This is a genomic window from Pseudomonas sp. LAIL14HWK12:I1, assembly GCF_003202095.1.
Taxonomy (GTDB): domain Bacteria; phylum Pseudomonadota; class Gammaproteobacteria; order Pseudomonadales; family Pseudomonadaceae; genus Aquipseudomonas; species Aquipseudomonas monteilii.
In genome coordinates this window covers 277,132-297,964 of record NZ_QJKG01000005.1, presented here as the reverse complement: position 1 = coordinate 297,964, position 20,833 = coordinate 277,132, and the positions used below count along the sequence as shown (strand labels likewise).

Below are 20,833 nucleotides of genomic sequence, written 5' to 3'. Positions count from 1 at the left end.
AGCTGCAGGGTTGTGATTTTGCCTTACATCGGGGCATAAGCGATCATGGATGCTTTCGATTACCGCTATTGGAGAACGGGATGTCTCGTACGCTGCCGGCTGCGCTGCTTGTGCTGTTTCTTGGGCTGTGGCTTGCAGCCAGTTATGGCGTGCGTTACGGCTTGATGGAGGACGGGCAGTGGGTGGGGTTGTGCACGACACCCGCGGCGTACTGGCAGTGTGAGGTCCGGTCGTTGTTGGGGTTGGGCATTCACCATCAGGTGATGGCCTGGTCTGGGCTGGGCCTTGCGCTGTTGGCGCAGGTGGTGACCGGCCGCACCGGCGGGTGGCTGGCGGTGCTGGCCTTGGTTTTTGCGGTACCAGCGCTGGTGCTGTATACCGCCAGCATTGCGGTGTTTGCGCTGGTCCTGGCGGGGTTGCGGTTGGTTCGGTAATTGCGGTGGGGCTCAAAGGTGCATGCCTTGGGTACTGGGGTTGGGGCGGCGCTCGATCTGCGCGCCCCCTCAACAATCAAGCCGGACGCAGCCGCAAGCTGCGCCACAAAGCCGCGGTCATTAGCACGCTCACCACCGCCCAACCCCAAGCCTGCTGGTTCTCCAGCCCTTCCACGAACAACTGCGGCGCCACCCCGGCCCCGACAATGAACGCCAGCAACGCCACCTCTGCCCGCCGTGCCCGCACCGGCCACAGCACATACACCAGCGCCGGCAACGCCAGCGCCGCACTGGGGAAGCTGCGGTAGCGAGGGTCGAACACCATCGCCAGCATGCTCACCGCTGCGGCGAAGCCCGCCGCCAGCAACAGCCAGCCTGCCCGTGCCTGCAGCCAGGCGAACAGGCGCTCGCGCCAACCGGCCCGCTGCGCCAAGGCCAGCAGCGCGTGGGCCAGCACCAGCAGGTTCAACCCGGCCAGCGCCACCGTCCATACCCACTCCCCGGCAAAGCGCGCATGGGTGCGCATCAGCTCACCCCACAACCCCAGGCATCCGGTGCCAAACGCCGCCAGCAATGGCAGCAGCAAGGCTGCCTGAACCGTTGCGGGGCGCCCGGCAAGTAACAGCATGGCCAGCATCGACAATGCACTGGCCAGCAACCACTGCGGCCAGTAATGCAGGTTGCTCACCGGCCCCTCCAGCACGCCCTTGTCCTGCCGGCCTGCATCGTAAAGCCCCCAGTAACCGCCGACGGCCCCCTCGTTGGCACGTTTCCAGGGTTGGTCGAATGCTTCGATCAGGTTGTAGCGCCAGCCGTTGCTCTCAGCCATGGCCACAAAACCGCGAATGAAACGCGCCTCGTTGACCCGGCTGGGCACTGCGGTTTCGCGCTGGCGGCCTTCGCTGGGCCAGCCGGTTTCGCCGATCAGGATGTCTTTGGGTGCGAAGCGTGTGCCGAACACCCTGCGCACATCGGCCACATGGGCCAAGGCTTCGTCGATACCGCGAGGGTCGTCTTCCCAGTAGGGCAAGAGGTGGATAGTCAAGAAGTCCACCTGCGGCGCTACCTGCGGGTGCTGCAGCCAGAACTCCCATACATCTGCGTAGGTCACCGGCACCTTCACCTGGCTCTTCACACGGGCGATCAGCGTGGCCAGGTGTGCGCCGGTCACCTCTTTGCGCAGCAAGGTTTCGTTGCCGACGATCACCGCGCTGACCACATCCGGGTTGGCGTTGGCAGTGGCAATCAGCAGGTCGATTTCCCTGTCGGTATCGGCCGGGTGGGCGTTAACCCAGGCACCGAGCATCACTTTCAGGCCATGCTTGCGCGCCAGCGCGGGGATTGCCTCAAGACCGGTCATGGAATAGGTACGGATGCACTGGAATCGCTCAGCCAGCAAAGCAAGGTCGGCGTCCATCCGCGCCGGGCGCAGGCGAAACGGCTGGTCGTAGGGCGATTGGTCCTTGTCGAACGGCGTGTAGGACGCGCATTGCAACTTGTGCGACGGGCTGGCCGCATCCGGCAGGTGAACCGGCTTGCCAAGCACGTACCAGAGCCCTGCAAGCCCGAGCAGGGCCAACAGGCAGGCAAGCAGGTACAACGGCAACAGCAGGCGGGCAGAGCTGGGCATCGGGCGGTCCATCGTCAGGCGCAAAAGGGTAGATAGTAGCCCGGCGCCAAAGCTTTGGCATGCAAGGATCGCGCAGGTCGGCGTAAGCCGATGGCGCTAATGGCACAGTGCTGTCGCATATGGGGCGGGTACAGGTCGCAGCTGGATCAGGTCGCCCGGTGTTGCAGGCAGATGATGCAATCTCCTAGACCTGACGAGGGGATGCTTTGATGGCTGCGATAAAAAGAATGCGACGTTTACTGGGTGTGGGCACCGCCCTGGTAATGGCCATGAGCGCTGCACAGGCAATGGCCAAAGAAGTAAGCATCGGTTACGTGGATGGGTGGGCCGACAGCGTGGCCACCACCAACGTGGCTGCAGAAGTGATCAAGCAGAAGCTCGGCTACGACGTGAAGTTGCAGGCCGTGGCCACGGGCATCATGTGGCAGGGTGTGGCAACCGGCAAGCTCGATGCCATGTTGTCGGCCTGGTTGCCCGTCACCCATGGCGAGTACTGGGCCAAGAACAAGGACAACGTGGTCGACTACGGCCCTAACTTCAAGGACGCCAAGATCGGCCTGATCGTGCCCGAGTACGTCAAGGCGGTGAGCATTGCCGACCTCAAGACCGACAGCAGCTTCAAGCAGAAGATTGTCGGCATCGACGCCGGCTCCGGCGTAATGCTCAAGACCGACCAGGCCATCAAGGACTACGACCTGACTGGCTACAAGCTGCAGGCAAGCTCCGGCGCGGCCATGACCGCAGAGCTGGGCCGTGCCTATGCCAAGCAGCAGTCGATTGCGGTCACTGGCTGGGTACCGCACTGGATGTTCGCCAAGTGGAAGCTGAAGTTCCTCGAAGACCCGAAAGGCGTGTATGGCGCGGCGGAAACCGTGAACAGCATCGGCAGCAAGGAACTGGCGACCAAGGCGCCGGAAGTGGCGGAGTTCCTGAAGAAGTTCAACTGGCAGTCCAAAGACGAGATTGGCGAGGTGATGCTGGCGATCCAGGAAGGGGCCAAGCCTGAAGCAGCGGCCAAGGATTGGGTGGCCAAGCACCCTGATCGCGTGAAGGAGTGGACTGGCAAGTAAATGCGCTTGGCGTTGTACTTTCAGCGCCTGTGAGATCGAGCGCCGCGCGGGCGGCGCTCGATCTTGCAGGCGCTGAAAGAGCAACGGCAAGCACCTTTCAGCCCTCACCCATTCAGCTCTTTGTTTCAAATCCGGTAAAACACCGTTGCATCTAAGACTAAGGTCGTCTGGTTGCCGTCCAACAGCCGCATAAAGTAAGGGCGTGGGTTTCATCCCCTACCTGTGCTGCTAGGACAAAAACAATGAACGACAGCATTTACCTCTCGATACAAAACAGCCCCCGTTTCAAGGAGCTGGTCACCAAACGCGAACGGTTCGCCTGGATTCTCTCGGCGATCATGCTCGGCCTTTACTGCGCCTTCATCCTCCTGATTGCCTACGGTCCTCAAGTACTGGGCGCCAAGCTCAGCCCTGAGTCGTCGATTACCTGGGGCATTCCCCTGGGCGTCGGCCTGATCGTTTCGGCATTCGTCCTGACCGCCATCTACGTACGCCGCGCCAACGGCGAATTCGATGAGCTGAACAAGGCCATCCTGAAGGAGGCGCAACAATGATTCGCCACGCCAAAACCCTGGCCGTACTGGCCTGCGGAGCCTTCGCACCCGCCGTGTGGGCTGCCGATGCCCTGACCGGCGAGGTGCAGAAACAACCGCTGAACGTTTCCGCCATTGCCATGTTCGTGGCCTTTGTCGCCTTCACCCTCGGCATCACCTACTGGGCGTCCAAGCGCAACAAGTCAGCGTCGGACTACTACGCTGCCGGCGGCAAGATCACTGGCTTCCAGAACGGCCTGGCAATTGCCGGCGACTACATGTCGGCCGCCTCGTTCCTGGGTATTTCCGCGCTGGTGTTCACCTCTGGCTACGATGGCCTGATCTACTCCATCGGTTTCCTGGTCGGCTGGCCGATCATCCTCTTCCTGATTGCCGAACGCCTGCGCAACCTGGGCAAGTACACCTTCGCCGACGTGGCCTCGTACCGCCTCGGGCAAAAGGAAATCCGCACCCTGTCGGCGTCCGGTTCGCTGGTGGTGGTGGCGTTCTACCTGATCGCCCAGATGGTCGGTGCCGGCAAGCTGATCGAGCTGCTGTTCGGCCTGGACTACCACGTGGCGGTTATCCTGGTGGGTATCCTGATGTGCCTGTACGTGCTGTTCGGCGGCATGCTGGCCACCACCTGGGTACAGATCATCAAGGCCGTGCTGCTGCTGTCCGGTGCCAGCTTCATGGCGCTGATGGTCATGAAACACGTGGGCTTCGACTTCAACACCCTGTTCTCCGAAGCCATCAAGGTACACGCCAAGGGCGAAGCGATCATGAGCCCGGGTGGCCTGGTCAAAGACCCGATCTCGGCGTTCTCGCTGGGCCTGGCGCTGATGTTCGGTACCGCAGGCCTGCCGCACATCCTGATGCGCTTCTTCACCGTCAGTGACGCCAAGGAAGCCCGCAAGAGCGTGCTGTACGCCACTGGCTTCATCGGCTACTTCTACATCCTCACCTTCATCATCGGCTTTGGCGCCATCCTGCTGGTCAGCACCAACCCAGACTTCAAGGACGCCGCTGGCGCCCTGCTGGGTGGTAACAACATGGCGGCGGTGCACCTGGCCAATGCCGTGGGTGGCAGCGTGTTCCTGGGCTTCATTTCGGCGGTCGCCTTCGCCACCATCCTGGCGGTGGTTGCCGGCCTGACCCTGGCCGGTGCCTCGGCGGTGTCCCACGACCTTTACGCCAGCGTATGGCGCAAGGGCAAGGCCAACGACAAGGACGAGATCCGCGTATCGAAGATCACCACCGTCGCCCTGGGCGTGCTGGCGATCGGCCTGGGTATCCTGTTCGAGAAGCAGAACATCGCCTTCATGGTGGGCCTGGCGTTCTCCATCGCGGCCAGCTGCAACTTCCCGGTGCTACTGCTTTCGATGTACTGGAAAAAGCTCACCACTCGCGGCGCCATGATTGGCGGCTGGCTGGGCCTGGTGAGTGCGGTGACGCTGATGATCCTCGGCCCGACCATCTGGGTGCAGATCCTCGGCCACGAGAAAGCCATCTACCCGTACGAGTACCCGGCGCTGTTCTCGATGGCCATTGCCTTCGTCAGCATCTGGTTCTTCTCGGTCACCGACAAGTCCAAGGCGGCTGACGACGAACGTGCGCTGTTCTACCCGCAGTTCGTGCGTTCGCAAACGGGCCTGGGTGCCAGTGGGGCGGTGTCTCACTAACGCTTGAACGCTGATACACAACGCCCCGCCAGTCGGGGCGTTGTCGTTTCTGGCTGATCGTCTTTCAAGTCGTTGGGAAATTTCCGAAGCCCGTTCGGAACGGTCCTAGTTAGCGGCGAGCTGCAAAGTTGAACAATCTCCTTGCTCACCGGAAAAGTCCGGTAGGCATTACCTTATCAAGGAGATAGCCCCCCGTGAAACGTTCGCTGCTTGCCCTGCCCCTGACCCTGCTGTTTGCCGGTGCCGCCTTTGCCGTTGACCCTATCGAGAAGCAAGTGCAAATCGTCGCGCAGGTGCCGACCGATGCCTTCTTCGTCGAGCCAGTCGGCGGCAACTGGATGAACGATCCGCAAGAAATGGTCTGGAACTCCTATCAGCAAAAACTCGACCCGATCCGCAAGGAACTGCAGGTCAAGAGCACCGTCGGCCCGATCACTGCCTACCTGGTATCGCCGGCAGTGATCGCCAGCGGTACCCACAACATCGGCCTGGACGTGACAGTGGGCGATACCGTCCTGAAGACAACGCCAGCTGAGGTCGTCAGCGCTGCGCAAGCGGCCTCGGGCGCCACCGTCGGTTTCAACGTCGCGGCCCAGGCGGCCCCCTCGACCGGGTATGAGCCAGGCAACTATCAAGGCTTGGTGAGCATGATCTTCGAAACCGCTGCGCCCTGATTCCGCCCCCAGCGTTCATCAACGTTTCCTGCACCGGCCTTCGCTTCTAGCGAGGGGCGGGCAGGTCTTGCCTGCAAGCGATGCCCATGACCGATCACTCTTTCATCGCTGCCACACGCTGCTGGCTGACGCTGGCCGCCACCCTTGCGCTATGGTCCGTAACAGGCCCGGCAGTGAGTGCTAACTTGGGTGCGGCCGAAGGATTGCCGAAGGAATTCGAGGCGCATTTCTTCGACGTGCCATTGGCCGTTCGGGTCGACTTGGATGGCCGCTACTTGGGCGACGCTATGGTAGTCCTCGACCGCGATCAGCGTGTGCAGCTACTTGAATTCACCGACACCCTCGAAAGCCGCGAGCCCGAAAGCCTGCGCCGCCGCTGGCGGGAGCGGCTGGCCAATCCTCGATACCTGGGGGATTGCCGGGGAGACTGCCCTGACGGCTTGCGTGCCGTGCATTACAGCCTGGTCAATTCGCAGTTGTCTTTGCTGACCGACCAGGCCGAAGTGTCCGGCACCGCTGAGCGCTATCACCGCCTGCCAGAACAGGGCAGCCATGGCCTGCTGCTGCGCAACCAGCTCAACCTGCTGAATGATGGCCAGGCAACCAGTGGCCGATACGCCTTGCAGGGGCAGGGCAGTGTCGGGCAATGGACCGCCTTGGCCGAAGGCCAACTCGACCGTGGCAGTGACAACCGCCAGGGCACCCGCTACCGGGTCGACCAACTCTATGGTGAACGCCTGGTAGAGGACCATTTCTACCGCCTGGGGTACTTCGCCCCCGGCGCCCAAGGGCTGACGCGCCAGCCCAGGCTGATGGGAGCCAGCCCAGACACCACCGTGGGGGTGATGTTCGGCAGCAGCGACAGCTTGCTGATCGACAGCGCCGCGCCCAGTGCCACGCCGATCTATGTCACCCCCAACCGCCCGGCAATCGCCGAAATCTATCGCAACGGCGTGCTGATCAACAGCCAGCCCGTGCAGCCCGGTTTGCAGACACTCGACACTAAAGTGCTGCCAGGCGGCATCTATGAAGTCGAGGTGCGCCTGGTCGAGGATGGCCAGGAAAGCTCGCGCAGCCAGGCATTCATCTACAAGCCAGGCAACTGGCGCAGCACGGATGCCCCTTGGCGCTATAACCTGTACCTCGGGCAGCAGATTCGCCAGTTCAGCAACTGGCAGCATGACAAGGACGATACCCTCGCCGCCGGAGTGCTGGCCAATTACCTGCTGCACCCGCGCGCAATCCTCGGCTTGTCTGCCCAACGCATCGACGATGCCCTGCAGTATGGAACGTCGCTGGACTGGGACGTGCGTGACCGTTTCAAGTTGTATGGCAACCTGTTCCAGGCCCAAGGCCATGGCAACGGCTATGATCTGCAGCTGATCCATGCCTATGAAGGTGGTTCGCTGGTAGCCAGCCACAGCCGCAGTTGGCTGGCCCGGTCGCAACGGGATCGACAGGACGACCAAGCCGCGCGGCCATTCCAGGCGCGCCAGACGCAATCGTCCTTGTCGCTGAGCCACCGGCTGGACCCGCGCAACACCGCCAGTGTGCGCCTGTCCCACAGCAGCGGCGGTGATGCCGGTACCGGTGTCGATCTGGGTTGGTCCTACTACGGTCGGCTGCTGGGCTCCGATGCCAACTGGCGCCTGACGCTGTTCGACCGCCCCGGCAACAGCGCCACCGGTGATGCACGCAGTCGAGGGGTCAACCTTAGCCTCAGCATGAGCCTGGGTGGCAATGGGCGGCGTGTGTCTGCCAGCGTCGGCAGCCGCACATCACGCGATGGCGGCCGCGATCTCAACACGTCGCTTGGCTATCAGCAGGACGTCGAACTTGGGCCCCTGCGCAGCGTTGGCGCCACCCTCAGCGCCGATCGCTATGGTGCAGGCCTGGAGGGCGAGACCCAGTTCGAGAGCCAAGTGCTGCATGGCGATGCCTACGTGCAGCGTTCCTCGTACAACGGTGAATTCAGCGGTGGCCTTAACCTGGAAAGCCTGGTTGCCATCGGTGCTGGCAAAGCTGCCGTCAGTGGCCAGTACCTGCCGCATCAGGCGGCGCTGATCGTCGATGTAGACAGCGACATCGACGGCCTGAAGTTGCGTGCCGACGATGCGCTGGGCGCCAACTTGCACCCTGGGCGCAACATCATCCCAGTGACGCCTTACAAGGCCGGGCATGTGCAATTCGATTTCGACAATGGCGATACCACGGCGGCGGTAATCCAGCCGTCGAGCATGGATTATCACCTTAACCGTGGAGGCATCGAATACCGCCAGTTGCGTGTGTTGCGCACGGTGACCGTGCTGGGGCGTTTGCTCGATGGCCAAGGGCAACCTCTGCGCGGCGCCCAGGTGGTCAATCACGCCAGCCGCAGTGTCAGCGAGGCCGATGGTTTTTTCGCCGTGGAAATGAGCCACACCACACCCACCCTGGACGTTCGCCTGCGCGGCCAGGCGTTGTGCCTGCTGCGTCTGGACCTGGCCACTTTGCCTCGTGAAGGCGACGTGCTGTTGGCCGGCGACCAGCGCTGCCTGCCTGAGTACGCGACGTCGGTGGGCATGGCGCGGGAGCCAGCCCAATGAATACCGGCAGCCGCTTTTCCGAAGGCGTTTTCAGAAACGTCCTACTGCTTTCCTCGTGGCCGCTAGCTGCGCTGAGCAATAACCTAACCCAATGGACCCAGGGAGCTTTGCAATGAGAGTGCCCCAGATACTGGCCATCGCACTGTTGGCCATGCCGCTGGCTGCAGCGGCCGCACCCGAGCTGAATATCGGTGGTTTGTATGACTACCTTGACGGCAACAAAAGTACCCTGCTCAAGAAGGTGCGCAATGGCGGCGACAGCACGGCGTTCGTCAAGGTCAGTGTCGTCGAGCTGGTGTATGACGAAGCTGGTGTAGCGCGGGAGATCGACACCGAAGGCCTGCCGCTGGAGCAACGAGGCCTGGTCGCCAGCCCCGCCCGGTTGATCGTGCCGGCCAAGGGCATGCAGGTGGTGCGCCTGCTGTATCGCGGCTCGCGGGCCGAGGAACGCTATTTCCGCCTGCGCTTCATGCCCGTGTTGCCAGAGTTGGGTGACGGATTTGCCGTGGACGAGCAACAGGCCCAACAGTATCGAGACAGCCTCAGGGCGGGAGTGAATTTGCTGGCCGGTTTTGGTTCGCTGCTGTTCGTCAGGCCTGCGCAGGCGCACTACCAGACGCCGGTCCGGCGGGAGGGCGGGTTGTTGACCGTGGTCAACGAGGGCAATGCCACCGTGGTGCTTGACCATTTTCGTCAGTGCCGCGCACCGCAGGAGGCTTGCGAGCCGGCCACCAAGCATCACTTGCTACCTGGGCGTAGCCGCCAGTTTGAGGGGGATGTTGCGCACGTTCACCAGTTCGAGCTTCACGAAGGTGACCAGCGCACGGCCATGGTATTGAAGCGATGAAAGTGTTGATGAAGCTGCTGGCAGGTTCCTGGTTGGGAGGCGTACTGTGGCTTGCCCCACCCGTTGCTTTGGCACTCGATGTGACGATAACGGCGCAGTATCTGGGAGGGGGAACGGGGCGGTTCGACAACACCACGCCGCCAGGTGGATTGTGCAGCAGCTGGTTCGCTACATGCAGGACCCGCACGACGGTAACGTTACCCATTACCTACGATAAGAAAACCACCAAGGGCGCTGCCGATCCACGCGATCTTTTCTATGTCGGCTTGCCGGCGAAGCGTGAGGTCGATATCTATCACGATACAACCGGCGAATCGCGACGCCTTACGTTCGAGTGGACGGCCCTCAGTCAGCGAGTGCAGATTGCCAGTCATTTTTATAATCACCCGCTTTACAATCTGACCCTTAGTGGCGGGTGCAGAGCGGTGGGGAGTGTTAGTCAGGAACGGCCCGCCAAGGTCAGCTACCTATGGGATATCACCCAGCCGTCGGCCCCTTCACCTTGCTGGGGCTTTGGTCGGGCTGCACCGAACGGACGGGTGGAAATTGCTTCGGTACTGGAAACCAGCGTTGCTTATGCAATGAACATCACCCCCCCTTTTCGGATGCCAAGTGGCACCTACCGGGGCAGCGTGACTTACAGTATTGGCCCTGGCGGCGACTTTGACTTTGGCAACGATGTCACAGCCCTGAGCGGCAACAGCCTGACCGTAAACTTCGTGCTCGATGTACAGCACGCTTTCCTCTTCGAGTTCCCGCTAGGCTCCGAGCGTGCGGTGCTGGAGCCGCCAGGTGGCTGGCAAGCCTGGCTGGCCGGCGGCAAGCCACCCCAACGGCTCAATCGCGACCTGCCATTCAGGGCCTGGTCAACAGGCCCGTTCAAGGTTTACAAGCTCTGCCAGTACGATGTGGGTCCCGAGTGCGGGATTCGCAACGAGCACAATGATCAGGTGCCAGTACTGGTCGCACTCACCCTCCCAGGGGGTATCCAGCACGCTGGGGGGCAGGTTGAACGCCTTGCCCTGCCAAGTGGCGCTCAGGCGGCGCTGCAGTTCGACGCTGTGACACCGACCCTCAACCGTCGCGGCCAGCTGCATTTCGACGTTGACAGGAGCCAGGTGCAAAACATGCTGAAGCATCCCGGCAGTACTTACACCGGGCAGGTAACCGTCGTCTTCGATGCTGAACTGTAGGCATCACCAACGAGAGAGGCACCATGCACACAGCCCTGGTGGTCGATGACCACCCCTTTATCCGCGCTACCGTCTGCATGCTGTTGCGCCAGCAGCGTGTGCAGGTGGTTGGCCAGGCGGACAATGGCATAGACGCCGTGCGCCTGGTACGCGAGTTGGCGCCGGACCTGGTGATCCTCGACATTGCGATGCCAGGCCTGGACGGGTTGGAAGTGATCGCCCGGATCAAAGCCTGCGGCCTTGCGTGCAAGGTCGTGGTGCTGACCTCGCAACTGGCCGAAGCTTACTCACTGCGTTGCCTGCAGGCCGGTGCCGCAGGTTATGTGGCCAAGACCGATGACCTGGACGAACTGGGCAAGGCCGTCGCTGCCGTGCTGTCGGGCTTCACCTACTACCCTGAAGTGGCGATGAGCTCGGTTTGCAGGCGCGACCTGCGCACCAGTGAAGCCCAGTGCATTGCCAGCCTCACCGACCGTGAATTGACGGTGCTGCTGTACCTGGCCCGTGGCTATGGCAACAAGGCCATCGGTGAAACCATGCTGTTGAGCAACAAGACCATCAGCACCTACAAAACGCGCCTGCTGGAAAAGCTCAGGCTCACTTCGGTCGTTGACCTGGCGGATTTCGCACGCCGCAATCAACTGATCTGAACGTGCTTTTGCGTGACGCTGAAGCCATGTCGGTGGCGTTGATCCATGTCGTTGCGTGTACTGGTGGTAGATGATGCGTTGATCAACCGCTTGTTGCTGTCACAACAGCTCGATCATCTCGGGCATCAGGTTCAACTGGCCGAAGACGGCGCACAGGCGCTACGCCTGTGGCTCGGTGGTCATTTTGATGGGGTGATCACTGACTGCAACATGCCCCGGCTTGACGGGTATGCCCTGGCGCGCGCCATCCGTGAGCACGAGCGGCGCAGTGGCCGGCCACAGTGCCGGGTTATCGGCATGACAGCTACGTTTACACCCGCGGTTCGGGCGCGTTGCCGCGCAGCCGGGATGGATGACTGCCTGCTGAAGCCGCTGAGCCTGAAGCGCCTGGTACAAACGTTGGCCCCGATCTGCCCTGCAGTGCTCGACATTGAACATGTGCAGCGCCTTGTGGGTAATGACAAGGCAGCACTGCACGCGTTACTGGAAGCGTTGCGCTCCAGCAACGTTCAAGACTTTCAGCAACTGAGCGAGTTACAGGAGAACGTTGAGGCCTTGGGCCTACTCGCCCATCGCATCAAAGGGGCTGCGCGCATCGCCCGCGCCAGGGAGGTGGTTTACCAGTGCGAGCGTCTGGAACGCCAATGTAGCGACAAGACGCTCGCACCCGTCGACCTGAAAAGGGACGTGGAGGCACTTCGCCAAGCGATGCTGTATCTGGATCGCCAACTGGCCTCACACGCCCTGCGGTCAAATCATGCCGAGTAACAGGAGCACCAGCAGAATCACCAGTACCACGCCCACGATGCCCGAAGGGCCGTAGCCCCAGCTACGCGAGTGTGGGAAGACCGGTAAGCCACCAATCAGCAGAAGGATCAGGATGATGATGAGAATCGTGGTCATGACGGAATCCTTGCATGGTTGAGGGTCAAGGGCCTCTAACGGCTGGCCTCTTGTAAGTAAGGACCGGCGCCGCGCGGGAAAGATTCCATTTGTGTGCAGCCGGGCGGGCGTAACTGACCATGGAGTCATGCCCACCCATTCACTACCCTGATGAACCCTGCCTGTGCGCCTGGTCTTGATTAGACTCGCTGCACAACCACTTGGAACAAGGCCAGCCACCATGCAAAACCGCATCATGATCACCGGCGCCGGGTCCGGCCTCGGCCGCGAGATCGCCCTGCGCTGGGCGCGTGAGGGCTGGCGCCTGGCGCTGGCCGATGTCAATGAAACCGGCCTGCGCGAAACCCTGGCGCTGGCCCGCGAAGCGGGCGGCGATGGCTTCGTTCAGCGCTGTGACGTGCGTGACTATAGCCAGCTGACAGCCCTGGCCCAGGCCTGCACCGAGCAGTTCGGCGGCATCGACGTGATCGTCAACAATGCCGGTGTTGCCTCGGGCGGGTTCTTCGCCGAATTGTCGCTGGAAGACTGGGACTGGCAGATCGCGGTCAACCTGATGGGCGTGGTCAAGGGCTGCAAGGCCTTTTTGCCGCTGCTGGAGCGCAGCAAGGGCCGCATCATCAACGTCGCCTCGATGGCCGCGCTGATGCAGGGGCCGGGCATGAGCAACTACAACGTTGCCAAGGCCGGTGTATTGGCCCTGTCGGAAAGCCTGCTGGTGGAACTGCGCCAGCTGGAGGTGGCGGTGCATGTGGTGTGCCCATCGTTCTTCCAGACCAACCTGCTGGACTCGTTCCGTGGCCCGAACCCGGCGATGAAGGCGCAGGTTGGCAAGTTGCTGGAAGGCTCGCCGATCAGCGCGGCGGACATTGCCGACTACATCCATCAACAGGTCGCCGCTGGCGAGTTTCTCATCCTGCCGCACGAGGCAGGGCGACAAGCCTGGCAACTGAAACGCCAGGCCCCTGAGCGGCTGTATGACGAGATGGCCGAAATGGCGGTGAAAATGCGCGCAAAAGCCCAATCGCGATGAATGGTCTGTAGGAGAAGCTACCCGGCAATGTAGGGCTTTTCTGAATAGTGATGGAGCTATTGAGTAGCCGAATGCCTACGAGGCAGGCTCTGGTTTTCCCGTTGGCAGGAGGATCGGAACATGCTGGTAATAGGGCGCGAAGTAGGCGAGATCATCGTGATCGGTGATGACATCCGGATAATGGTGGTAGAGACCCGGGACGGGGTCGTGCGCTTTGGCGTCGATGCCCCGCGTGAGGTGCCGGTGCATCGGGCCGAGGTGTACAAGCGCATCAAAGCGGCGAAGCAGGGCAAGGCCTGACCCGCTATTCCAGTAGCTCACGGGGCACGTCATGCTTGGCCAGCAACTGGCACTGCTGGCTCTCAAGGTCGAACAGGATGAACGCCTGCCCCTTGGCCAATGCCTGGCGTACCCGCAGCACCCGGGTTTCCAGTGGGGTATCGTCGCCATTGTCGGTGCCGTCGCGGGTGACGAAGTCTTCGATCAGGCGGGTCAGGGTTTCGGCTTGCAGTTGGTCGTAGGGGATCAGCATGGCAGGTGTTGTCTGAAGTAGGTGTGGGCATGCTACGCGAAACATTCGATATTTTGGGGACGCAAAGCGGCCCCAAACGTCCTCAACCTTTATTGCCAACCAGGCTGTCCACCGCCGGCACCCGCGTGTCGCTCTCCATTTGCGCATCATGCTCCAACTGGTGGCTGAAGCGCTCGAGCGAAGCATTGGCCGGCTGCGAGTCGCTGGCGAACACCGGTGGGCTCAGCAGGTAAGCCGACAACAACCGGCTCAGCGCTGCCAGGCTGTCGACATGGGTGCGCTCATACCCATGGGTGGCATCACAACCGAATGCCACCAGCGCCGTACGAATATCGTGCCCCGCGGTCACCGCTGAATGGGCGTCGCTGAAGTAATAGCGGAACAGGTCGCGCCGCACCGGCAGGTCGTGGTCGCCGGCCAGTTTCAGCAGGTGCCGGGACAGGTGGTAGTCGTAAGGCCCCGACGAATCCTGCATGGCCACGCTCACCGCGTGCTCGCTGGACGCTTGGCCGGGCGCTACCGGGGCAATGTCGATGCCGACGAACTCGCTGACATCCCAGGGCAGGGCGCCCGCCGCTCCCGAGCCGGTTTCTTCGGTGATGGTGAACAGTGGGTGGCAGTCGATCAGTGGTTGCTGACCGCTTTCAACCACGGCCTTCAGTGCCGCCAGCAGCGCGGCTACGCCGGCCTTGTCGTCCAGGTGTCGGGCGCTGATGTGGCCGCTTTCGGTGAACTCGGGCAAGGGGTCGAAGGCTACGAAGTCACCAATGCTCACGCCCAGCGCCTCGCAATCGGCACGGGTGGCGCAATAGGCATCCAGGCGCACTTCCACATGCTCCCAGCTCACCGGCATCTGGTCGATGGCGGTGTTGAAGGCGTGCCCGCTGGCCATCAGCGGCAGCACGCTGCCACGGTATACGCCAGTATCGGTGAATACGCTGACACGACTGCCTTCGGCGAAGCGGCTGGACCAGCAACCCACCGGTGCCAGGGCCAGGCGGCCGTTGTCCTGCAGCTGGCGCACGCTGGCACCGATGGTGTCCAGGTGGGCGGATACGGCACGGTCGGGGGAGGTTTGCCGGCCCTTGAGCGTGGCGCGGATGGTGCCGCGCCGGGTCAGCTCGAAGGGGATGCCCAGCTCGTCCAGGCGCTCGGCCACGTAGCGCACGATGGTGTCGGTGAAACCGGTGGGGCTGGGGATGGCGAGCATCTCCAGCAGCACGCGTTTGAGGTATTCGAGATCGGGTTCGGGATGTCGGTCGGACATGGTCGGGGACTCCTTTAATCCTGTGCTGGCCTCTTCGCGGGCATGCCCACGAAGAGGCCAGCAGCCTTTACGCCAGAGGCCGGCTATGCGGAAACAGCAGGTCGATAAAACGCTCGGCGGTAGGCTGCGGTTCATGGTTGGCCAACCCGGCACGCTCGTTGGCCTCGATGATCACGTACTCCGGCTGCCCGGCATCGCGCACCATGAAGTCCAGCCCCACCACCGGTATCTCCAGTGCCCGCGCAGCGCGCACGGCAGCGTCTGCCAGTACCGGGTGCAGGCGTTCGGTCACGTCTTCCAGGGTGCCGCCGGTGTGCAGGTTGGCGGTGCGCCGCACGGCCAGGCGCTGGTCGGCGGGCAATACGTCGTCATAGCCAAAGCCTGCCGCCCGTAACGTGCGCTCGGTTTCATCGTCCAGCGGAATGCGGCTTTCACCAGCGGTTGCCGCCTGGCGACGGCGGCTCTGGGCATCGATCAACTGGCGGATGCTATGCCTGCCGTCGCCCAGCACCTGGGCCGGGTGGCGGATGGCAGCGGCCACCACTTCGTAGCCGATCACCACGATGCGCAGGTCGAGCCCGGCATGAAAGCTCTCCAGCAGCACGCGGCTGTCGAACTGGCGGGCGTGCGCCACGGCGCGGGTGATGTCGTCGATGCAGGTCAGGTTTACCGCCACGCCCTGGCCTTGCTCGCCATCCACCGGCTTGACCACCACTGCGCCATGCTCATCGAGAAACGCCAGGTTGTCGTCAGCATTGCCCGCCAGCTGCTGCGCCGGCACCTGCAGCCCGGCGTTGTGCAGTGCGTGCCGGGTCAGGCGTTTGTCCTGGCACAGGGTCATGGTCACGGCGCTGGTCAGGTCACTGAGCGATTCGCGGCAGCGAATACGCCGCCCACCCAGGCTCAGGGTGAACAGGCCGCCAGCGGCGTCGTCTACCTGCACGTCGATACCCCGGCGCAGGGCCTCGTCAACGATGATGCGGGCGTAGGGGTTCAGCTCGGCTTCAGGGCCCGGGCCCAAAAACAGCTGCTGATTGATGCCGTTCTTGCGCTTGACCGCAAAGGTGGGCAGGTTGCGAAAGCCCAGTTTCTGGTACAGGCGCTTGGCCTGGCGGTTGTCATGCAGCACCGACAGGTCGAGGTAGGCCAGGCCCCGGCTCATGAAGTGCTCGATCAGGTGGCGCACCAGCACTTCACCCACGCCGGGGCGGGTGCACTGCGGGTCCACTGCCAGGCACCACAGGCTGCTGCCGTGCTCCGGGTCGTCGAAGGCCTTGGCGTGGTTCAGGCCCATGACGCTGCCGATCACCGCGCCGCTGTCTTCGTCTTCGGCTAGCCAGAACACCGGGCCGCCCAGGTGCCGGGGGGTCAGCAGCGTGGCGTCCACCGGCAACATGCCGCGTGCTTGATACAGGGTGTTGATGGCCTGCCAGTCGGCCGGGTTCTGTGCCCGGCGTACGCGAAAGCCGCGGAACACCCGCTGCGCCGGACGGTAGTCGGTGAACCACAGGCGTAAGGTGTCGGACGGGTCGAGAAACAGCTGTTGCGGCGCCTGGGCCAGCAACTGCTGTGGCGCGGCCACGTACAGGGCGATATCGCGTTCGCCGGGGCGTTCGTCCAGCAGGTCATTCGCCAGACTGACCGGGTTGGGGTAGGTGTGGCCGATCAGCAGCCGGCCCCAGCCACAATGCACGGCACGTGGCTGGTCGTGGGGCTGGCTGCCGTCGCCGGCCAGGCGTGCCTGCAGGCGCTCGTAGGATGGCGCCTGGCCGCGCAGCAGGCGCTGACCGTAAGCGATTTCATGGGCTTTCATCGGTCAGATTCCTTGTTCGCTCAGCCACAGGTTAAGCGCCGCCAGTTGCCATAGCTTGGATCCGCGCAGCGGTGTCAGCTGGCCATGCGGGTTGCTGAGCAGGCGGTCGAGCATGGCCGGGTTGAACAGCCCACGGTCCTGGCTGGGGTCGGTCAGCAGCTCGCGTACCCAACCCAGGGTGGCGCCTTCCAGGTGCTTCAGGCCCGGTACCGGGAAGTAGCCCTTCTTGCGGTCGATCACCTCATGCGGGATCACCCGTCGCGCTGCCTGCTTGAGCACCTGCTTGCCGCCGTCGGGCAATTTGAAGCGCGCCGGAATGCGCGCCGACAGTTCCACCAGGCGGTAGTCGAGGAACGGTGTGCGTGCCTCCAGGCCCCAGGCCATGGTCATGTTGTCCACGCGCTTGACCGGGTCGTCCACCAGCATCACCGTACTGTCCAGGCGCAGGGCCTTGTCCACTGCATCCCGGGCACCGGGGCGGGCGAAGTGTTCGCGTACGAAGTCGCCGGCCGCGTCGGTTTCCAGTAGCCAGGGCGCCTGCACGGTGTTGCGGTACTCGGCGTGGCTGCGGTCGAAGAACGCGTCGCGATAGGCGGCATAGGCATCCTCGGCGCCGTCCACCTGCGGGTACCAGTGGTAGCCGGCGAACAGCTCGTCCGCGCCCTGGCCGCTTTGCACGCCCTTGCAATGCTTGGCCACTTCCCGTGACAGCAGGTAGAAGGCGATGCAGTCGTGGCTGACCATCGGCTCGCTCATGGCACGGAACGCGGCCGGCAGTTGGTCGATGATCTCGTGTTCGGCAATGCGCAGCTGGTGGTGGCGTGTGCCGTAGTGTTTGGCGATCAGGTCGGAATACTGGAACTCGTCGCCACGTTCGCCGCCAGCGTCTTCAAAGCCGATGGAGAACGTCGACAGGTCGTCCACGCCCACTTCGCGCAGTAGGCCGACCAGCAGGCTGGAGTCGACCCCGCCGGACAGCAGCACACCCACGTCCACTGCAGCACGCTGACGGATGGCCACAGCGTCGCGTGTGGCGTCGAGCACGCGGGTGGTCCAGCCTTCCAGGTCCAGCTCGCGCTCGTCCGGGTTGGCGCCGTATTTCAGCTGCCACCAGGTCTGGCGTTCCACTTCACCATGGCAGTCGATGCGCATCCAGGTGCCGGGCTCCAGCTTCTGCACATTGGCCAGCAAAGTGCGCGGTGCCGGTACCACAGCGTGGAAGTTCAGGTAATGGTTGAGCGCCACCGGGTCGAGCACAGGGTCGATGTCGCCACCCTTGAGCAGGGCCGGCAGGGTCGAGGCGAAGCGCAGGCGCTCGCCGTTGCGCGACAGGTACAGGGGTTTGACGCCCAGGCGGTCGCGGGCCAGGAACAGGCGCTGGTTGTCGCGCTCCCAGATGGCCAGCGCGAACATGCCGTTAAGCTTGGGCAGCAACGCCGCGCCCCAGGCGTGGTAACCCTTCAGCAGCACCTCGGTATCGCCGTCGGACCAGAAGGTATAGCCCAGGTCCTGTAGCTCCTGGCGCAGTTCGGGGAAGTTGTAGATGGCACCGTTGAAGGCCAGTGACAGGCCCAGGGTGTTGTCGACCATCGGCTGCGCCGAACCGTCGGACAAGTCCATGATTTTCAGGCGCCGGTGGCCCAGGGCGATCGGGCCCTGGCTATGGAAGCCCCAGGCATCCGGGCCACGCGGGGCCAGGTGATGGGTGATGCGCTCTACCGCAGCCAGGTCGGCTGGGCGAGGGGCTTGGTCGATGGGGGTGAAACGCAACTCTCCTGCTAATCCGCACATAAGTCCTTACCGGTTTTTCCGTTGGGGAGGGGGTGCCCCGGATTAGGGCACCTTAAGGAACTGACCTATGTGATTTTTGAGAGTTTTAGAACGATTTGTTATATGAGGTTGAGAGGGTAGGTGCTTGTCGTGAGCTTTGTGGTGTTGCGCGAATCGAGCGCCGCGCGGGCGGCGCTCGATCTCACAGGCGCAGCAAATCCGTCGGCAAGCCCCCGATGCAATCACTTACCCCGAATCAGCTTACGCAACGCAAACCGGTTCGGATGACAAGCCTCCGCCACTGCCCGCGGCAACGGCAACGGTTCCCCGCAGACCCAAGCCGCCACCAGCTCGCCACTTAGCGGCGCCGTGATCAACCCGCGCGACCCGTGCCCGCTGTTCACATACAACCCCTCCAGCCAAGGGCAGGCCACATCCGGCACCTGACGCGCATCCCGGCTCAGCACCGCATAGGCCTGGGCAAACGCCTGCACATCAGCTACCGGCCCCACGATCGGCAGGTAATCCGGGCTGGTGCAACGGAAGGCTGCGCGCCCCTGCAACTGCTCAGGGGCCAACTCGGCTGTGCCCAAGCGCTGCGCCAGGTCGACGGAAATCTCGTCCAGCAGCGCCAGGTTGCCCTGGTGTTCGGCAACCGTTGGCGCCAGGTCTTCGCTGTGGAAGTCGAAGCTTGCGCCCAAGGTATGCTCGTCCCCGCGGGGTGGCGCTACATAGCCCTCTGCGCATACCACCGTGCTGAGCATGCGGCTGGCGGCAGTGGCTGGCAGCCGGGTAATCTGCCCGCGAATACGTTTGAGCGGCAACTGTGCGCAAGGCTCGAAACGCCGAACGTCGGCGGCACCGGCCAGGATGACCACAGGCGCACTGGCCAGCAGGCGCTCACCCGCCCAGGCTTGCCACTGGTCATCCACCTTGCGCAGCTCAAGCACTTCCTGGTGTGTCATCAGCTGAATCCCCGGGTGCTGCAACTGCTGCTGGCACAGGGCAGGCGGGTGCACCCAACCGCCTTCGGGGTAGAACAGGCCGCCGGCAGGCAGGGCCACACCGGCAATGGCTTCGGCCTCGGTGCGCGCCAGGGTGTGCAGCAAGGCGTGGTCGAAAGCGGCAGCCAGCTTGCCTTGGCGTTCGGCCTCTTTGCTGTCGAAGGCCAGTTGCAGCACCCCGCAGGCATCCCAGTCCTGGCCACGCTGCAAGCGCTCGAGCTGGCGACGGGTGTAGCCGAAGCCGGACAGGATCATTTGCGACAGCGCGGTGCCATGCGCAGACAGCTTGAGGTACAGCACCCCCTGCGGGTTGCCCGAGGCTTCCCGGGCCGGTGCATCGTGGCGTTCCAGCACGGTCACCTGCCAGCCACGCCGGGCCAGGCTGGCAGCGGTTGTGCTGCCAGCGAGCCCGGCTCCGATCACGAGCGCTTCACGCGGTCCTGGAATGGCCGGCGGGCGCGCATACCAAGGCGCATTGGGGCCGGGCCGGGGGCCGACGTAAGCGCCGCTCATCACTTCCCACTTCTTGCCGATGCCCGGCACCTTCTTCATGGCGAAGCCGGCTTCGACCAGGCTGCGGCGTACCCAGCCCGTGGTGGTGAAGGTGCCCAGCACGGTGCCGGGGTGCGACAGCCGCGCCAGTTGCGCAAACAGCTCCGGGGTCCACATGTCGGGGTTCTTCGCCGGGGCGAAACCATCGAGGAACCACACATCGATCTGCGCATCGAGCTGCGGCAGCTGTTCCAGTACATCACCGACCAGCAGTGTGAGGGTGACCATGCCCTCGGCGAAGGTGAATTGCTGGAAGCCCTGGTGAACCGCCACGTATTGCGCCAGCAGCGGCTCGGTGTAGGCGGCAAGCTCCGGCCACAGGTGCACTGCGCGGGCCATGTCGGCCAGGCTGAGTGGGTATTTCTCGACGCTGACGAAGTGCAGCCGCGCGTTGCTGTGGGCATGTTCTTCAAACAGCTGCCAAGCGCAGAAAAAGTTCATGCCAGTGCCAAAGCCGGTTTCGCCGATCACCAGGCAGGCGTGCGGGGCCAGGTTGGCAAAACGCTCGGCCAGGCGGGTCTGGCCGAGGAACACATGCTTGGTTTCTTCGATGCCTTCGTTGACCGCGAAGTAGACGTCATCGTATTGCCGCGAGTGGGGGCGGCCCTGGTCGTCCCAGTCGATCTGGGCGTGCTGGAGGAGGGTGGACATGGTTGGCTCGGTT

General features: G+C 63.2%; 19 protein-coding genes. 12 read left to right on the top strand and 7 right to left on the bottom strand.

What is annotated here, in order from left to right; all coding sequences use genetic code 11:
* Positions 1-80: 80 nt before the first annotated feature.
* The gene (locus tag D906_RS15330; RefSeq protein ID WP_016715532.1) at positions 81-434 is read left to right on the top strand and encodes a hypothetical protein; all 354 of its coding nucleotides are present in this window, start codon (positions 81-83) and stop codon (positions 432-434) included.
* Positions 435-510: 76 nt separating this feature from the next.
* On the opposite strand, the gene D906_RS15325 is transcribed toward D906_RS15330, so the two are convergent.
* Positions 511-2,076 carry a beta-1,6-glucan synthase gene (locus D906_RS15325; protein WP_027615899.1) on the bottom strand — a complete coding sequence of 522 codons (1,566 nt, stop codon included), beginning with the start codon at positions 2,074-2,076 and terminating at the stop codon, positions 511-513.
* Between the two features lie 197 nt (positions 2,077-2,273).
* Here D906_RS15325 and D906_RS15320 point away from each other — a divergent pair, with 197 nt between their 5' ends.
* From D906_RS15320 to D906_RS15280, 9 genes are all read left to right on the top strand, one after another.
* Complete coding sequence (locus D906_RS15320) at positions 2,274-3,134, top strand: glycine betaine ABC transporter substrate-binding protein (RefSeq protein ID WP_019096998.1); 861 nt, start codon at positions 2,274-2,276, stop codon at positions 3,132-3,134.
* A gap of 242 nt (positions 3,135-3,376) precedes the next feature.
* A complete protein-coding gene (locus D906_RS15315) occupies positions 3,377-3,688 on the top strand; it encodes a DUF485 domain-containing protein (RefSeq protein ID WP_016715535.1) in 312 nt (103 codons plus the stop codon).
* Positions 3,685-5,349, top strand: coding sequence for a cation acetate symporter (locus tag D906_RS15310; RefSeq protein ID WP_016715536.1), 1,665 nt, complete (start codon positions 3,685-3,687; stop codon positions 5,347-5,349). Before D906_RS15315 ends, D906_RS15310 begins: the two co-directional genes overlap by 4 nt.
* Positions 5,350-5,543: 194 nt before the next feature.
* Positions 5,544-6,023: a CS1 type fimbrial major subunit gene (locus tag D906_RS15305; protein ID WP_019096997.1), complete on the top strand. Its 480-nt coding sequence runs from the start codon at positions 5,544-5,546 to the stop codon at positions 6,021-6,023.
* 86 nt (positions 6,024-6,109) lie between these two features.
* Positions 6,110-8,608: a CS1-pili formation C-terminal domain-containing protein gene (locus D906_RS15300; protein ID WP_027615898.1), complete on the top strand. Its 2,499-nt coding sequence runs from the start codon at positions 6,110-6,112 to the stop codon at positions 8,606-8,608.
* Positions 8,609-8,720: 112 nt separating this feature from the next.
* Positions 8,721-9,455, top strand: coding sequence for a hypothetical protein (locus tag D906_RS15295; protein WP_019096995.1), 735 nt, complete (start codon positions 8,721-8,723; stop codon positions 9,453-9,455).
* The gene (locus tag D906_RS26625; RefSeq protein WP_177325379.1) at positions 9,452-10,648 is read left to right on the top strand and encodes a hypothetical protein; all 1,197 of its coding nucleotides are present in this window, start codon (positions 9,452-9,454) and stop codon (positions 10,646-10,648) included. Before D906_RS15295 ends, D906_RS26625 begins: the two co-directional genes overlap by 4 nt.
* Before the next feature lie 23 nt (positions 10,649-10,671).
* Entirely contained in the window at positions 10,672-11,298 is a 627-nt protein-coding gene (locus D906_RS15285; RefSeq protein WP_019096993.1) for a response regulator transcription factor, read from the top strand.
* 45 nt (positions 11,299-11,343) lie between these two features.
* A complete protein-coding gene (locus D906_RS15280) occupies positions 11,344-12,066 on the top strand; it encodes a response regulator (protein ID WP_019096992.1) in 723 nt (240 codons plus the stop codon).
* Here D906_RS15280 and D906_RS15275 read toward each other — a convergent pair.
* Positions 12,049-12,201 (bottom strand): DUF3309 family protein, encoded by a 153-nt coding sequence (locus D906_RS15275; RefSeq protein WP_012271016.1) that lies wholly within the window; start codon positions 12,199-12,201, stop codon positions 12,049-12,051. The genes D906_RS15280 and D906_RS15275 overlap by 18 nt on opposite strands.
* Positions 12,202-12,421: 220 nt before the next feature.
* Here D906_RS15275 and D906_RS15270 point away from each other — a divergent pair, with 220 nt between their 5' ends.
* Both D906_RS15270 and csrA read left to right on the top strand, forming a co-directional pair.
* Complete coding sequence (locus D906_RS15270) at positions 12,422-13,231, top strand: SDR family oxidoreductase (RefSeq protein WP_019096991.1); 810 nt, start codon at positions 12,422-12,424, stop codon at positions 13,229-13,231.
* A gap of 120 nt (positions 13,232-13,351) precedes the next feature.
* Positions 13,352-13,531: a carbon storage regulator CsrA gene (csrA, locus tag D906_RS15265; RefSeq protein ID WP_019096990.1), complete on the top strand. Its 180-nt coding sequence runs from the start codon at positions 13,352-13,354 to the stop codon at positions 13,529-13,531.
* Positions 13,532-13,535: 4 nt separating this feature from the next.
* On the opposite strand, the gene D906_RS15260 is transcribed toward csrA, so the two are convergent.
* The 5 genes from D906_RS15260 to mnmC all read right to left on the bottom strand — a co-directional run bounded on the left by D906_RS15260 (position 13,536) and on the right by mnmC (position 20,820).
* A complete protein-coding gene (locus D906_RS15260) occupies positions 13,536-13,763 on the bottom strand; it encodes a YheU family protein (protein WP_004575803.1) in 228 nt (75 codons plus the stop codon).
* An 82-nt stretch (positions 13,764-13,845) separates the two neighbouring features.
* Positions 13,846-15,030 carry an osmoprotectant NAGGN system M42 family peptidase gene (locus D906_RS15255; protein WP_019096989.1) on the bottom strand — a complete coding sequence of 395 codons (1,185 nt, stop codon included), beginning with the start codon at positions 15,028-15,030 and terminating at the stop codon, positions 13,846-13,848.
* Positions 15,031-15,097: 67 nt separating this feature from the next.
* Complete coding sequence (ngg, locus tag D906_RS15250) at positions 15,098-16,843, bottom strand: N-acetylglutaminylglutamine synthetase (RefSeq protein ID WP_019096988.1); 1,746 nt, start codon at positions 16,841-16,843, stop codon at positions 15,098-15,100.
* 3 nt (positions 16,844-16,846) lie between these two features.
* Positions 16,847-18,634: an N-acetylglutaminylglutamine amidotransferase gene (locus D906_RS15245; protein WP_019096987.1), complete on the bottom strand. Its 1,788-nt coding sequence runs from the start codon at positions 18,632-18,634 to the stop codon at positions 16,847-16,849.
* Positions 18,635-18,855: 221 nt separating this feature from the next.
* A complete protein-coding gene (gene mnmC, locus D906_RS15240; RefSeq protein WP_027615896.1) occupies positions 18,856-20,820 on the bottom strand; it encodes a bifunctional tRNA (5-methylaminomethyl-2-thiouridine)(34)-methyltransferase MnmD/FAD-dependent 5-carboxymethylaminomethyl-2-thiouridine(34) oxidoreductase MnmC in 1,965 nt (654 codons plus the stop codon).
* Between the last annotated feature and the right edge of the window lie 13 nt (positions 20,821-20,833).

What these genes read in the sequence shown, in the direction of transcription:
- D906_RS15330 (WP_016715532.1), top strand. Translation starts at nt 81, where the DNA reads ATGTCTCGTACGCTGCCGGCTGCGCTGCTTGTGCTGTTTCTTGGGCTG.
- D906_RS15325 (WP_027615899.1), bottom strand. Translation starts at nt 2,076, where the DNA reads ATGGACCGCCCGATGCCCAGCTCTGCCCGCCTGCTGTTGCCGTTGTAC.
- D906_RS15320 (WP_019096998.1), top strand. Translation starts at nt 2,274, where the DNA reads ATGGCTGCGATAAAAAGAATGCGACGTTTACTGGGTGTGGGCACCGCC.
- D906_RS15315 (WP_016715535.1), top strand. Translation starts at nt 3,377, where the DNA reads ATGAACGACAGCATTTACCTCTCGATACAAAACAGCCCCCGTTTCAAG.
- D906_RS15310 (WP_016715536.1), top strand. Translation starts at nt 3,685, where the DNA reads ATGATTCGCCACGCCAAAACCCTGGCCGTACTGGCCTGCGGAGCCTTC.
- D906_RS15300 (WP_027615898.1), top strand. Translation starts at nt 6,110, where the DNA reads ATGACCGATCACTCTTTCATCGCTGCCACACGCTGCTGGCTGACGCTG.
- D906_RS15295 (WP_019096995.1), top strand. Translation starts at nt 8,721, where the DNA reads ATGAGAGTGCCCCAGATACTGGCCATCGCACTGTTGGCCATGCCGCTG.
- D906_RS26625 (WP_177325379.1), top strand. Translation starts at nt 9,452, where the DNA reads ATGAAAGTGTTGATGAAGCTGCTGGCAGGTTCCTGGTTGGGAGGCGTA.
- D906_RS15285 (WP_019096993.1), top strand. Translation starts at nt 10,672, where the DNA reads ATGCACACAGCCCTGGTGGTCGATGACCACCCCTTTATCCGCGCTACC.
- D906_RS15280 (WP_019096992.1), top strand. Translation starts at nt 11,344, where the DNA reads ATGTCGTTGCGTGTACTGGTGGTAGATGATGCGTTGATCAACCGCTTG.
- D906_RS15275 (WP_012271016.1), bottom strand. Translation starts at nt 12,201, where the DNA reads ATGACCACGATTCTCATCATCATCCTGATCCTTCTGCTGATTGGTGGC.
- D906_RS15270 (WP_019096991.1), top strand. Translation starts at nt 12,422, where the DNA reads ATGCAAAACCGCATCATGATCACCGGCGCCGGGTCCGGCCTCGGCCGC.
- csrA (WP_019096990.1), top strand. Translation starts at nt 13,352, where the DNA reads ATGCTGGTAATAGGGCGCGAAGTAGGCGAGATCATCGTGATCGGTGAT.
- D906_RS15260 (WP_004575803.1), bottom strand. Translation starts at nt 13,763, where the DNA reads ATGCTGATCCCCTACGACCAACTGCAAGCCGAAACCCTGACCCGCCTG.
- D906_RS15255 (WP_019096989.1), bottom strand. Translation starts at nt 15,030, where the DNA reads ATGTCCGACCGACATCCCGAACCCGATCTCGAATACCTCAAACGCGTG.
- ngg (WP_019096988.1), bottom strand. Translation starts at nt 16,843, where the DNA reads ATGAAAGCCCATGAAATCGCTTACGGTCAGCGCCTGCTGCGCGGCCAG.
- D906_RS15245 (WP_019096987.1), bottom strand. Translation starts at nt 18,634, where the DNA reads ATGTGCGGATTAGCAGGAGAGTTGCGTTTCACCCCCATCGACCAAGCC.
- mnmC (WP_027615896.1), bottom strand. Translation starts at nt 20,820, where the DNA reads ATGTCCACCCTCCTCCAGCACGCCCAGATCGACTGGGACGACCAGGGC.